The organism is Streptomyces mirabilis (assembly GCF_039503195.1).
Taxonomy (GTDB): Bacteria; Actinomycetota; Actinomycetes; order Streptomycetales; family Streptomycetaceae; genus Streptomyces; species Streptomyces mirabilis_D.
The window spans coordinates 9,914,188-9,926,930 of the sequence record NZ_JBCJKP010000001.1 but is presented as its reverse complement, the minus strand read 5'-3'; the positions used below and the strand labels follow the sequence as shown (position 1 = coordinate 9,926,930).

The following is a 12,743-nucleotide window of genomic DNA, read 5'->3' as shown; positions in this document are numbered from 1 at the left end:
AAGGATGTTGCTCAGATGACGTTCTCTCTCGGCATCGTCGGCGCCGGCCAGTTCTCCGGCCAGTTCGCGAAGCTGTTCCTCGCCCACCCCGGCGTCGCCGAGGTCCACGTCACCGATCTGCTCCCCGAGCGGGCGGAGGAACTGGCGGCCACTGAAGGGCTGTCGGGCACCTTCCCCTCGTACGAGGCGATGCTGGAGTCGAAGGCGGTGGACGCCGTCGCGATCTTCACCCAGCGCTGGACCCACGGGCCGCTGGTGCTCCAGGGACTCCGGGCGGGCAAGCACGTGTACTCCGCGGTGCCGATGGCCATCACCCGGGACGAGATCGCCGCGATCGTCGACGCGGTACGGGCGACCGGACTGACGTACATGATGGGCGAGACCAGCCAGTACAACCCGGCGACGGTCCACGCCCGCAACCAGATCGCCGAGGGCGCCTTCGGGCGGCTGTTCTACGCCGAGGGCGACTACGTCCACGACATGGATCTCGGGTTCTACGAGGCGTACCAGTACAGCGGTGGCGAGAACTGGAAGGCGACCGCCAGCTATCCCCCGCTCCTGTACCCGACGCACTCGGTGGGCGGGGTGCTCGGCGCCTGGCGGACGCACGCGGTGAGCGTGTCGGCCATCGGAGTGCGCGACGAGCGCGGGGACGGGGTGTTCGACAAGGAGGTCAGCCAGTTCGGCAATGACTTCTCCAACGCGACGGCGCTGTTCGAGGTGGCGGGCGGCGGCTCGTTCCGTACGAACGAGTTCCGGCGGGTCGGATATCCCTCGCACATCCGGGAGTCCCGCTTCCGGTTCTTCGGGACCGACGCCAGCATGGAACAGCTCGCCACGGTGAGCTTCTGGCAGGACAAGAAGGGGGTGCGGGACATCACGGAACTCCTCGAGCCCAAGTCGACGCTGGCGCCGGACGATCCCTCGCTCCAGCACATCGCGCCGGCTCTGCGGGCCGCGTTCACGTCCGGGTCGGCGCCCGTGCACGACCGGGCGCGGCTCCCCCGGGAGTTCGACCACCTGCACAACGGGCACGAGGGCAGCCACCACTTCCTGGTGGACGACTTCGTGACCGCGGTCAACACCCGGACGCTGCCGTCGGTGAACGCGTGGGTCGCGGCCCGCTACACCCTGCCGGGCATCGTCGCGCACGAGTCCGCGCGGCAGGGTGGGGTCAGGCTGGAGATCCCGGACTTCGGGGACGCGCCCGGGGCGTGAGGTCCCCGGGCGGGGCCGGGTGCCGTCAGGTGCCCGGCTTGCGGCCGTACACGAAGACGTCGTCGCCGGTCTTCAGCAGCGACCAGTACTTCTTGGCGGTGGTCGTGGTCATGTTGACGCACCCGTGCGAGCCGGGCGGGTTCCACATGCTCAGGCCGACCGAGTGGAAGGCCTGGCCGCCGTCGAAGAACTGGCTGTAGGGCATGGGCACGTTGTAGATGTTCGAGACGTGGTCGATGTCCCGCCAGTAGATCTTCTTCAGACCGGTGCGGGTCTCGTACCCGTCGCGTCCCGTGCGGACCGGCACCGGACCGTAGACGAGCCTGCTGCCGTCCTGGATCCAGCTGAGCTGGAGCGTCAGGTTGACGCAGGCGATGCGGCCCTTGTTGACGGGACACTTCCCGTCCTTGTTGGGCTTGTTGCCGACGGCCTTCTGCTTGTTCATCAGGTCCATCACGCCCCAGGTGACGGACCCGGCGTAGCCCGCGTTCGGGGTGATGCCGTGCTTGGTCTGGAAGGCCTGGATCGCCTTGCAGTCGGCGGTGGACTGCCGGCCGTCGACCGGTCGGCCGAGGAACTTCTCCACCTGCTTCTGGTACGGGCCGGTCTGTGTCGTGCAGCTCGCGGCCTGCGCGGGCGCCGTGCCCAACGCGAGCGTCAGCGGCGCGACCAGTCCGGTGATGCCCAGAGCGACGGCTCCCCGTCTGCGTATGTCCCCCATGTCAGGCCTCTCTGTCTGCGTGTTTCCGGGTGTTTCCCTTGTTCTCCGCCTGCTAGACCCGCGTCGGGGCGCAGGCGTTGTACGGCTGTCCGGTCTGCGACGAAACGGTGACATCGGGAGCAGTCCAGTCACCCCGGATTGGACCAGGCTCCGGGTGCGGCGCCCGATCTACGCTGCCGCCATGCACCGCACACTCGCCGACGATCTCTCCCGGCTTCCCGAGGTCCTGCAGTCCGCCCGTGACTTCGCCGCCGGGGAGGTGGACGGGCTCGACGGGCGTCCCGTCGCCCACCCCGGCAAGGTGCCCGACCCCGAGCCCCTGCCCGCCGAGGGGCACGGCGCGCAGGGGGCGCTGAGCCGGTTCGCCGAGCGCTGGGCGCCCGGATTCTCCGGTTCCGCGGGGCCCCGCTACCTCGGTTTCGTCACCGGCGGCGCGACGCCCGCCTCGCTCACGGGCGACTGGCTGACCGGCGCGTACGACCAGAACGTGTCCGGTGGCGCCGGATCGTCGGCGAGCGCGCTGGAGCGGGAGACGGTGGGCTGGCTGCGCGAGCTGTTCGGACTGGGCGAGGCGCACAGCGGGGCGTTCGTGACCGGCGCGAGCGTCTCGAACACGGTCGGTCTGGCGATCGCGCGGGAGTGGCTCGGCGAGCGGCTGGGCGTGTGCGTGTCACGGGAGGGCGCCGCCGCGCTCGGACCGGTCGACGTCCTGTCCGGCTTCCCGCACTCCAGCGTCACCAAGGCGCTGTCGGTGCTCGGCATCGGCCGGGACCGGCTGCACAGGGTGCCGGCGCTGCCCGGGAACCGTGAGGCCGTCGACGTCGAACGGCTGGCCGCCGCCCTCGATGCGCTGGACGGGCGCCCGGCGGTCGTCGTGGCGAACGCCGGAACCGTGAACACCGTCGACTTCGACGATCTGCGGGCGGTCGCCGCGCTCAAGGAACGGTACGACTTCTGGCTGCATGTGGACGCGGCGTTCGGCGGCTTCGCCGCCCTGTCACCGTCGTACGCCCATCTCGTCGACGGGCTCGACGCGGCCGACTCCGTCTGTGTCGACCTGCACAAGTGGCTCAACGTCCCCTACGACGCGGCCGTGCAGTTCACACGCCGCCGGGACCTCCAGGTCCGGGTCTTCCACAACGAGTCCCCGTACCTGGGCCTGCCGACCGCCGACCCCGACTTCCTGCACCTCACACCGGAGAACTCGCGCCGGCTGCGGGCGCTCCCGGCGTGGTTCTCGCTGATGGCGTACGGGCGCGAAGGGCATCGCGAGATCGTCGAGCGGAACATCGCGCTCGCCCGGCTGCTGGGCCAACGCATCGCGGACGTACCGGAGTTGCGGCTCCTGGCGCCCGTCCGGCTCAACGTCGTCTGCTTCACCCTCGCGGACGAGCCCCCGCGGGAGCGGGTGCACGCGCTGGCGGCGGCGGTCGAGGCCTCGGGCGAGGCCTACGTGACGCCGACCGTGTACGCGGGGACCCAGGGGCTGCGGGCCGCCTTCAGCAACTGGCGTACGACCGAGGCCGACACCGAGAGGGTGTTCTCCGCCCTGCGGTCGGCCGCCCTCACGGCCTCACCGCGCTCCGGAAAGCCGTGTTGACCGCGGTGAGACCGCCGTCCACGCACAGCGTGGTCCCAGTGATCCATGCCGCGTCCCGGGAGGCGAGGAAGGCGACGGCGGCCGCGATGTCGTCCGGTTCGCCGACCCGTCCGAGGGGATGGATCCCCGACGCCTGGGCGAGATCGTCGTCGCGGCCCTCCCACGCCGGGGTGCGGACCGTGCCCGGCGCGACCAGGTTGACCCGCACACCACGGGGCGCCGCGTGCCCCGCGAGGGTGCGGGTGAGGGACATGAGGCCGGCCTTGGCCGCGCTGTAGGCATGGTTGCCGAAGTCCTGGATGCCGTTCACCGAACCGATGTTGACGATGGCGCCCCGGCCCGAGGCCACCAGGTGCGGAAGGGCGGCGCGGCTGCAGCGGTACGCGCCGGTCAGGGTGAGGTCGAGGTCACGGGCCCACACCTCGTCCGGCTCGTCCTCGAAGAGCGGCGCGTCGGGAGAGCACCCGTACGCGTTGTTGACCAGGACGTCGAGCGAGCCGAAGGAGCCCACGGCGTACGCGACAGCCGCCTCCACCGCCGCGCGGTTCCCCACGTCACACGCCAACTCCTCGGCTCTCGCCCCCAGTTCCCGGATCGAGGCGGCCGTCTTCTCCGCCTCGGCCGGGTCGACGTCCGTGACGAGCACCCGGGCGCCCTCCTCGGCCAGCCGGCGGGCGGTGGCCGCGCCGATGCCGCGGGCCGCGCCCGTGATCAGAACTCCGTATCCTTCAAAGCGCCTCATGACAGATACCGTGCGCCCATGTCCGCGTTCATACAACAACTTCCGGCACTGATCGGCGTGGTCATCGGTGCGCTCGGCTCGTATCTGGCGATCGTGCGAGGCGATCGGGCCCGCTTCCGTCGGGAGCAGACGGCCCGATGGGAGGAACGGCGGCTCGCGGTGTACGCCGACTACGCGCGATCGCTCAAGAAGAGCGTCACTCTGACCTACCGGGTGGCGTCACACCTGGGCAACGACCCGCACCCGCATCCCTTGTCCCCGGAGGAGGCCGAGCCGCTGCTGGCCGAGGCCACCCTCGCACGGGATCCGTCCGGGGAGACGCTGATCCTCCTCGGCAGTCCGGAGGTGGTGGAGCGAGCCCGGGCGTGGGTGGTCGGGGTGATGGAGATGGAGCAGTTCCTGCGCGACGGGACACGTGACCCACAGGCATGGCAGACCCTGTTGGAGCGACAGCGCGCCGGACGCGAGGGCTACTACGCGGCCGTGCGGGACGATCTGGCGCTGCCCCCGGGCCACTCCGCGCGCTGGCCGCTGTCGCCGGTGCGTCCCACCTGAGCTCACCGGTACCCCGTCGCATCCGCCGGTCTGCCCGCGTCCTGGACCTCGACGAGATAACGCCAGGCATCCGGCCTGCTGCCGTCGCGGTCGGTGAAGCCGTACTCCTTGGCCAACTGCCCGCTGGAGAGCGAGCGTCCGTTCCAGCGTGCGACGTCCGGGTCGGCGGCCAGCGCGGCCACGGCACGGCCGACGTAGAAGGGCGTCTCGGAGATGGCGAAGTGCGGGACGCGCTCCAGGGCGTCCCGCCAGTTCTCCTCGCTGACAGCGAAGGTGTCGAGCATCATCTCCGAGCGCAGCCAGCCGGGGGTGAGCGCGAGGGCGGTGGCGCCGCGCGGGCCGAGTTCGTGGCCGAGGGAGAACGCCATGCGCAGGACGGACGCCTTGGCGAGGTCGTAGAAGAAGGAGACGCGGTAGGTGTCCCGGTTGTACTCGGCGGTGCCGTCGGTCATCTCGACGACGAGGCCGCCGGGGGTGCGCAGCAGCAGGGGCAGTGCGTGGTGGCTGGTGATCGCGTGCGTCTCGACGGCCCGGCGCAGCAGCCGTAGGCCCTGGTCGAGGTCGGTCTCCCAGAGCGGGGTGTCCCACGCGAAGTCCTTCTCGCCGCCCCAGACGTCGTTGACGAGGAGGTCGAGGCGGCCGTGTTCGTCCGCGATGCGGGCGACCAGGGCCTCGACCTCGGCGGGGACCAGATGGTCGGTGGGCACCGCGATGCCGGCGCCTCCGGCCTCGGTGACCAGGTCCGCCGTGTCCTCGATCGTCTCGGGGCGGTCGTACTCGGAGCGCCGTTCGCGCGTGCTGCGTCCGGTGACGTAGACGGTGGCGCCTGCCGCGCCGAGCTCCACCGCGATTCCCCGGCCCGCTCCTCGGGTCGCTCCCGCGACCAGCGCGACCCTGCCGTCCAACGGCCCTGGCATGTCCGACCTCCGTGCTCGTGGCGGTCACGGGCTGCCTTCGCCCGTGCGTCCCCACGAGAGTCCCTCGGAAGCCGGACATCTCCTGTCGTGATTCGCTGGTGTGTCGCGACGGGACCGGCCCGGTCAGTGACCGCGCTTGATCCACTCCTCCAGATGCGGGGCCTCGGCACCGATCGTGGTCGAGTCCCCGTGCCCGGTGCGGACGACCGTGTCGGCCGGGAGGGTGAGCAGGCGCTCGCGGATCGACTCGACGATCGTCGGGAAGTGGGAGAAGGAGCGCCCGGTGGCTCCGGGCCCGCCCTGGAAGAGCGTGTCACCGGTGAAGACGGTGCCCAGACCCGGGTCGTAGAGGCAGACCGCGCCCGGGGCGTGGCCGGGCGTGTGCAGGACGGTCAGGTCCGCGCCGGCCGCCTCGATCACCTGCCCGTCCTGCAGCCAGGCGTCGGGGAGCCGGTCGGGGTGGGTCTGCTTCCACAGCTGCAGATCGTCGGGGTGGAGCCAGATCGTGGCGCCCGTGCGCTCGGCGAGGGCGGGCGCGGCGTCGATGTGGTCGTTGTGCGCGTGGGTGCACACGATGGCCAGCAGCCGCCGGTCGCCCACCGCCGCGGCGATGGCGTCGGCGTCGTGCGCGGCGTCGATGACGATCACCTCGTGGTCGTCGCCGACGATCCACACGTTGTTCTCGACGTCCCAGGTGCCGCCGTCGAGCGAGAACGTGCCCGAGGTGACGAGGTGTTCGACCCGGGCGCCCATCACAGCACCACCACCGAACGCAGCACGTCACCGTGGTGCATCCGCTCGAAGGCGGCCTCGATCTCGTCGAGGGCGATCGTCTCGCTCACGAACGCGTCCAGGTCAAGTCGCCCCTGGAGGTGCAGGTCGATGAGCATCGGGAAGTCGCGGGAGGGCAGGCAGTCGCCGTACCAGGACGACTTGAGGGCGCCGCCGCGTCCGAAGACGTCGAGGAGCGGCAGTTCGAGCTTCATCTCGGGGGTGGGCACGCCGACGAGGACGACCGTGCCGGCGAGGTCGCGGGCGTAGAAGGCCTGCCGGTACGTCTCCGGGCGGCCGACCGCGTCGATGACGACGTCGGCCCCGAAGCCGCCGGTGACTCCCTGGATCGCCTCGACGGGGTCGGTCGAGGCGGAGTTGACGGTGTGGGTCGCGCCGAGCTTCGAGGCGGTGGCGAGCTTCCGGTCGTCGATGTCGACGGCGATGATCTTCGCGGCGCCGGCCAGCCGGGCGCCGGCGATCGCGGCGTTGCCGACGCCACCGCAGCCGATGACGGCGACGGAGTCCCCGCGGCCGACGTTGCCGGTGTTGAGGGCGGCGCCGATGCCCGCCATCACCCCGCAGCCGAGCAGACCGGCGACCGCCGGGGAGACCGCGGGGTCGACCTTGGTGCACTGTCCGGCGGCGACCAGGGTCTTGTCCGCGAAGGCGCCGATGCCCAGGGCCGGGGACAGTTCGGTGCCGTCCTTGAGCGTCATCTTCTGCTTGGCGTTGTGCGTGTTGAAGCAGTACCAGGGCCGCCCGCGCAGACAGGCCCGGCACTGCCCGCACACCGCACGCCAGTTGAGGACGACGAAGTCGCCGGGAGCCACGTCCGTGACGCCGTCGCCGACCGACTCCACGATCCCGGCCGCCTCGTGGCCGAGCAGGAAGGGGAAGTCGTCGTTGATGCCGCCCTGCTTGTAGTGCAGGTCGGTGTGGCAGACCCCGCACGCCTGAATCTTCACCACGGCCTCTCCCGGCCCCGGATCCGGCACGACGATGGTCTCGACGCGCACCGGTTCGTTCTTGCCCGGGGCGATCACGCCACGTACTTCCTGCGCCATGGTGGTGAACCCTTCCGTAGATCGACGTTCGTCAACCGACCCTACGGTGTGACCCACCGGTAACCGACCGGTAGAACGCCAGGTGGCGTGCGGCCGCCCCGGTCCCGGTGCCGGGGGCGGCCGACTCCCGGCCAACGGCGGCGCGTACCGGATCGTCCGAGGCGAGGGCGTGGCCGAGCGCGGTGGTGAAGGTCTCCGGCGTGTCCGCGAAGCGGGCGGCGGGCCCGAAGACCTCACGCAGGACGAGCAGATCACGGACGACCAGCGGGACGCCCGCGGCGAGCGCCTCCATCACGGCGAGTCCGAAGCCCTCCTTGAGGAAGGGGAACGCGAAGACGTCGGCCGCGGCCACGAGCGACGACAGATCGGACTCCGGTACGGCGCCGAGGACGACCGGCTCGACGCCGAGTCCGAAGGCCCGGGCCTCCCCCTCGCCCGGTGGTCGCGGTGGTCGAAGCGGGTCAGTCGCGGTAGTCGAAGCGGGTCTCACCGCCCGCGATCACCAGCCGCGCATCGGGGCGCGCGGCGCGCGGCAGGGCGTACACCTCGATGAGGTCGAGGGAGCCCTTGCCCGGTTCGAACCCGCCGACGGTCAGGACGTACGGGCCGAGGCGGGCGCGCCAGGCGGCGCGGGCCGCGGGATCGGTGGTCGCGAACCGTTCCTACGCCCCTCCGTTGGGGATGACGGCGGGGTCGAGGCCCCAGCGCGCGCGGAGTTCGTCCGCGACGGACCGCGAGACGCGAGAGGTGTGCGTACGGCTCGACGACGGCCCGTTCATAGCGGGCGGCCAGTTCGGGGGTGGTGAAGTGGTCGAGGTGGTGGACGGTGGGACGCAGGGGCCCGCCGCGTTGGCGGGACAGCGGACCCCGCGACCCGGGGGGCTCACACTGTGCTCCTGAGCGGGTCGAGGGTCGCGCCGATGGCGAGCACCGCGCCGGCCGACCCCTCACGGACAACCGCGAGGCCGCCGGTCGCCGCGCGCGGCGGGGACGGGTGGGACACGTGGAGCTACGCCTGGTCGCCGTGAAGCCACGGCGTCCAGGGCCGGCGGCCCCACCTCGTCGCGGCCTTGCCCTGGAGCTCGGGCAGGGCGGCGCCGGGCGCACGGCGTGGCGGCCGAACTCGCGCTGATCGAGAAGGGGGCGACGCTTCGCCCGGCGACCGGCCGTCGGCGATCGCGCGAGCGGCGCCGGGGCCGACGTGAGGCGTGACCCGGTCGCGGGCCCCCGGGCGCGGGCCCCCGGTCGCGGGCCCGGGAGGAGCCGCCTAGCGTGGAAGACGTCCGGGCGGGGGACGGCACCGCGGACGTGGGGGCCGTCCTGTTCTTCGGAGGTCCCCCCGTGGGTACGGTCTCGTTCCTCCTCGTCGTGGTCGTCCTGACGGCCCTGGCCTTCGACTTCACCAACGGGTTCCACGACACAGCCAACTCGATGGCGACGTCGATCGCCACCGGGGCCCTGAGACCGCGCGTGGCCGTGGCCGTCGCGGGAGCGCTGAATCTGGCGGGCGCGTTCCTGTCCACGGAGGTCGCCAAGACCATCTCGGGCGGCATCGTGGACGACGCCAAGGTCTCCCTGGTGATGATCTTCGCCGGGCTGGTCGGCGCTCTCCTGTGGAACCTGCTGACCTGGCTCGCCGGGCTGCCGTCGAGTTCGTCGCACGCGCTGTTCGGCGGGCTGATCGGCGCGGTGTGGGTGGGCGCCGGCGGATCCGCGGTGCAGTTCGGGGCGATCATCGAGAAGATCCTGATCCCCGCCGTCGTCTCGCCGCTCATCGCCTGTGTCGTGGCCCTGCTGGCGACCTACTTCGCGTACGTCATCACCCGGCGGACGGCGCCCGACCAGGCGCGGCGGGGATTCCGTCGGGGGCAGGTCGGTTCGGCGTCGCTGGTGGCGCTGGCCCACGGCACCAACGACGCGCAGAAGACCATGGGGGTCATCACTCTGGCCCTCATCTCGACCGGGGCGCTCGCCCATGACTCCGCGCCGCCCTGGTGGGTGGTACTCATCTCCGGAATGGCGATCGCGCTCGGCACGTACACGGGCGGGTGGCGCATCATCCGCACCATGGGCAAGGGGCTCACCGACATCGAGGCGCCGCAGGGCTTCGCGGCCGAGACCAGCGCGACGGCCGTGATTCTCGCCTCGTCCCACCTGGGATTCCCCTTGTCGACCACGCAGGTGTGCACCGGCAGCATCCTGGGCGCGGGCCTGGGCCGCAGGTTGGCCCAGGTGCGGTGGGGCGTGGCCGGGCGCATCGCACTGTCCTGGCTGCTCACGCTGCCCGCGGCGGCGGCCGTCGGCGGCGCGGCGGCCTGGACCGCCGGCCACGGCACCGCGGGCGTGGCCCTGGTGGCCGCCGTCGCGGCCGCGGCGGCGGCCGGGTTCTGGGCCCTGTCGCGCCACCGGCCCGTGACTCCGGACAACGTCAACGAACTGCCCACCCGGTCGGCCGAGCCCGTGGCAGAGCCTGCGGCGTAAGTGCCGGCCGACCGTCCCGTCCGGCAGCGAAAGGAGGCGCGGCGATGGACATCCACTGGGCCGCCCTCGGTGGTGTGTTCGGTGTGAGCCTCGGGATCACGCTGCTCACGGTCGTACTGTTCTCCCTCGGTGTCGCCGCCCGGCCCCGTGGCGACGGCGGAGGCCACGGCGGAGAACACGCCCGCGGCGCCAACCTGACGGCCACCGCGGCAGCGCTGCTGTGCTTCGGCGCGTGCCTGGCGGTCGCCGTCTACGGGCTCACCCTGATCATCGGCGGCTGACATACGCCGTGCCCGAGGCACCGTCCGTCGTGCCCGGGGCACCCGACGTGCCGGACCGGGTCGTCCACCCCTACAGGCCCGAGGCCTGGCCTGCGGACCCGAAGTGCCCGAGACGGCCGGGGCGTTGTCAGTGGTGGCCGGCAGGATCGCCGGCATGACGGACCTCATGGACGGGTGGCGGTCGTTCCTGGTGCGCTGGAGCCAGGAATGGGCAGACGCACAGGACCCCGACGCACCAGCGAGCGAGCGTCACGTGGGGGACGAGGAGCCTCTGCGTACGCGCTGGCTGGGGTTCCCGCCCGCGTCCGAGGAGCGCATCCGCGCCCTGGAGGAGCGGCTCGGGCACCGGCTGCCGCCCTCGTACCGGACGTTTCTGGCGGTGAGCGACGGCTGGCGGCACGCGGGCGGCTTCGTCTGGCTGCTCGCCGGTACCGACGCGGTGCGCCGGCACGAGGACGCGGCGGGCCTGGCCGAGTACTTTCCCGGGGATCCGGACGACGACCTCACGCCCGAGGACGTGTTGCTCGCCGGGATGTGGGAGCGGGCGTTGCAGCTGGACGTGGAGTCGGACGCGGTCTACGTGTTGCTGGACCCGGGGGACGTGGACGACGCCGGTGAGTGGGCGGTGTACTGCTACGCGTCGTGGCGCGCGAGTCCTCCGGAACGGTACGCGTCGTTCGGCGCGTTCATGGAGGCGATGTACCGCGAGTTTCACAGCCTGCAGGTCAGCTGCTCGAAGAGTGCGGGGGCGGAGTTCGTCAACGCGACGACGAGGGCCCTGGACGCGTCCGTCGAGGCCGCGCGGCTGGACGCGCTGGGCGGGAGGTACGAGCGGGCCTCGGCGTCGCTGGCGGAGGCGATCGCGTACGGCAGGCCTCGGGCGACAGGGCTGCGCGACCAGATCCGCCGGTTGCTCGGAGAGACGTACCTGGTGTCTTTCGACGGGCTCACGGCCGACCCGCTGTACGCGCCGGAGTTTCTGGCCGTGCTGGCGGCCGAGGACGTGTGGCATCACCAGGAGCGCCCGTCGTCCTCCCGCCACGTGGGGGGCGCCTCCGTCGAGGTGCGCGAGGCTGCGGGCGAGATCCTGCGGCAGGTGGGGGACGGCACCTTCCGCTACACCGCCGAAGGCTCCTTCGGCCGTGCCGTGGAGGAGGCGCGGGAGCTGGCGCGCTGGGGCGATGGGGACGCGGCCTGGCGCATTCTGCACGCCGCGCTGCCCGAGTGGCGGCCGGTCGGCCCCGAGCACCTCGCGCCGGTCGGCCTGTGCGCCGACCCGCTCCTCGGCCCCTTGATCACCCCGGAGCGGGGCCGGGAACTGCTGGCCACACCCCGGGCAGGACAGCGGGGCGACACACCGGCTCCCGCGGCCGACCGGGATCCGCCGGGCCTGGCGTGGCTCGCGGAAGGAGATCGCGGCAACTTCCTGACGTCGTACCGCTTCGTCCTCGTGCAGTCGGTGGAGCCGGCCGAGCTGCCCAGCCGTATCGGCGCCCCCGGCGACGCCGTGCTGAACGCGCCGACGACCTTGTGGGACTCGCGCACGCGTTTCCCCGGCACCGGCACCGTGACGTGGGAGGACGAGGCGCTGGCCGCCGTCGGCCGGGCGGGCCCCGGCTGGAGCTTCGCCTTTGAGGCGGCGCCGGCCGGGAGGTTCGACGAGCGGTGGTTCGTCTCCCCGGGCGTCGCCGCTTCCCGGGGCACCCGTGCGGTGACGGTGTGGAGCGAGCCGAGCCGCACCCACCGTCCCGGTGTCTTCCACCTGTCCGTCACGGAGGACGGCGAGGAGCGGTACGCGTTCACCGTTCGGGCCACCTCGGTCAGCAGACGGGGGTCCGTGCCGGCCGCACTGGACCCGGACCGTCTCTTTCCGCGGGACGACGCGCACGCCGAGCGGCTGGGCGAGCGCCGTGCCCTGGAGGCCCTTGCCGTCGAGTTCGGCGTCCGGCTGCCCCGGTTCGCCCTCGGTCGCGGACGTCTCCACAGCTTCCGGACCCGGCCCTGGAACCGGCCGCCGGGCCCCGGCGAGGGCTATGCGACGTGGGGCGTGGTCCGCGCGTGGCCCTGATGCCATACGCAGGCGGCCGAGGCAGGATGCCGGTCCGCGAGGTCACGGGACGGTTCGCACGCGGCCAGGGTTGAAGCGGTGGGCAGGGGCGGCGGTGAGGGACTCGCCGGCGCCCCGGGCGGTGCCCAGGATGCGGGCGCGGTGGGCGGTGCCGACGAGGGCCGTGCGGACAGGGGGAGTTCGGCCCATGGAGGGGGCCATTTCCGGCGTCCGCGCGGGGCGTTCCCGTGACTCGATTCTTGTCCTGCGCGGGCACACCTCCCTGGCACGGGCAACCCACAGGTCCCGTTTCCCTTCCTTCGAGGCGCGAGGGGCTCCCGGT

13 protein-coding genes are annotated in these 12,743 nt (G+C 72.3%); 6 read left to right on the top strand and 7 right to left on the bottom strand.

Annotated features, from left to right (window positions below):
* The first annotated feature begins 15 nt into the window (after positions 1 to 15).
* Positions 16 to 1,218 carry a Gfo/Idh/MocA family protein gene (locus AAFF41_RS45145; RefSeq protein WP_319752269.1) on the top strand — a complete coding sequence of 401 codons (1,203 nt, stop codon included), beginning with the start codon at positions 16 to 18 and terminating at the stop codon, positions 1,216 to 1,218.
* Positions 1,219 to 1,243: 25 nt separating this feature from the next.
* Here AAFF41_RS45145 and AAFF41_RS45140 read toward each other — a convergent pair whose 3' ends face one another.
* On the bottom strand, positions 1,244 to 1,939 hold the full coding sequence (locus AAFF41_RS45140; protein WP_060896594.1) for a L,D-transpeptidase family protein: 696 nt from the start codon (positions 1,937 to 1,939) through the stop codon (positions 1,244 to 1,246).
* A gap of 181 nt (positions 1,940 to 2,120) precedes the next feature.
* Between AAFF41_RS45140 and AAFF41_RS45135 the strand changes: the two genes are divergently transcribed.
* Positions 2,121 to 3,539: a pyridoxal phosphate-dependent decarboxylase family protein gene (locus tag AAFF41_RS45135; RefSeq protein ID WP_343325896.1), complete on the top strand. Its 1,419-nt coding sequence runs from the start codon at positions 2,121 to 2,123 to the stop codon at positions 3,537 to 3,539.
* Here the strand turns inward: AAFF41_RS45135 and AAFF41_RS45130 are convergent.
* Positions 3,505 to 4,281 carry an SDR family NAD(P)-dependent oxidoreductase gene (locus tag AAFF41_RS45130; protein WP_319752267.1) on the bottom strand — a complete coding sequence of 259 codons (777 nt, stop codon included), beginning with the start codon at positions 4,279 to 4,281 and terminating at the stop codon, positions 3,505 to 3,507. The two genes, AAFF41_RS45135 and AAFF41_RS45130, sit on opposite strands and share 35 nt — an antisense overlap.
* A gap of 18 nt (positions 4,282 to 4,299) precedes the next feature.
* Between AAFF41_RS45130 and AAFF41_RS45125 the strand changes: the two genes are divergently transcribed.
* Entirely contained in the window at positions 4,300 to 4,836 is a 537-nt protein-coding gene (locus AAFF41_RS45125) for a hypothetical protein (protein ID WP_319752266.1), read from the top strand.
* A 2-nt stretch (positions 4,837 to 4,838) separates the two neighbouring features.
* Here AAFF41_RS45125 and AAFF41_RS45120 read toward each other — a convergent pair whose 3' ends face one another.
* The 4 genes from AAFF41_RS45120 to AAFF41_RS45105 all read right to left on the bottom strand — a co-directional run bounded on the left by AAFF41_RS45120 (position 4,839) and on the right by AAFF41_RS45105 (position 8,081).
* Positions 4,839 to 5,753: an SDR family oxidoreductase gene (locus AAFF41_RS45120; RefSeq protein ID WP_319752265.1), complete on the bottom strand. Its 915-nt coding sequence runs from the start codon at positions 5,751 to 5,753 to the stop codon at positions 4,839 to 4,841.
* Between the two features lie 123 nt (positions 5,754 to 5,876).
* Positions 5,877 to 6,506 carry an MBL fold metallo-hydrolase gene (locus tag AAFF41_RS45115; protein WP_319752264.1) on the bottom strand — a complete coding sequence of 210 codons (630 nt, stop codon included), beginning with the start codon at positions 6,504 to 6,506 and terminating at the stop codon, positions 5,877 to 5,879.
* A complete protein-coding gene (locus AAFF41_RS45110; RefSeq protein ID WP_343325895.1) occupies positions 6,506 to 7,591 on the bottom strand; it encodes an S-(hydroxymethyl)mycothiol dehydrogenase in 1,086 nt (361 codons plus the stop codon). The genes AAFF41_RS45115 and AAFF41_RS45110 overlap by 1 nt, the downstream gene beginning before the upstream one ends.
* Positions 7,592 to 7,622: 31 nt before the next feature.
* Positions 7,623 to 8,081, bottom strand: a complete 459-nt coding sequence (locus AAFF41_RS45105; RefSeq protein ID WP_343325894.1) for a glycosyltransferase — start codon at positions 8,079 to 8,081, stop codon at positions 7,623 to 7,625.
* Between the two features lie 851 nt (positions 8,082 to 8,932).
* On the opposite strand from AAFF41_RS45105, the gene AAFF41_RS45100 reads away from it, so the two are divergent.
* From AAFF41_RS45100 to AAFF41_RS45090, 3 genes are all read left to right on the top strand, one after another.
* Entirely contained in the window at positions 8,933 to 10,072 is a 1,140-nt protein-coding gene (locus AAFF41_RS45100) for an inorganic phosphate transporter (RefSeq protein ID WP_319752319.1), read from the top strand.
* A gap of 44 nt (positions 10,073 to 10,116) precedes the next feature.
* Entirely contained in the window at positions 10,117 to 10,353 is a 237-nt protein-coding gene (locus AAFF41_RS45095; protein WP_319752260.1) for a hypothetical protein, read from the top strand.
* 154 nt (positions 10,354 to 10,507) lie between these two features.
* Complete coding sequence (locus tag AAFF41_RS45090; protein ID WP_343325893.1) at positions 10,508 to 12,421, top strand: SMI1/KNR4 family protein; 1,914 nt, start codon at positions 10,508 to 10,510, stop codon at positions 12,419 to 12,421.
* Between the two features lie 42 nt (positions 12,422 to 12,463).
* On the opposite strand, the gene AAFF41_RS45085 is transcribed toward AAFF41_RS45090, so the two are convergent.
* Positions 12,464 to 12,610: a hypothetical protein gene (locus tag AAFF41_RS45085; RefSeq protein WP_319752258.1), complete on the bottom strand. Its 147-nt coding sequence runs from the start codon at positions 12,608 to 12,610 to the stop codon at positions 12,464 to 12,466.
* Between the last annotated feature and the right edge of the window lie 133 nt (positions 12,611 to 12,743).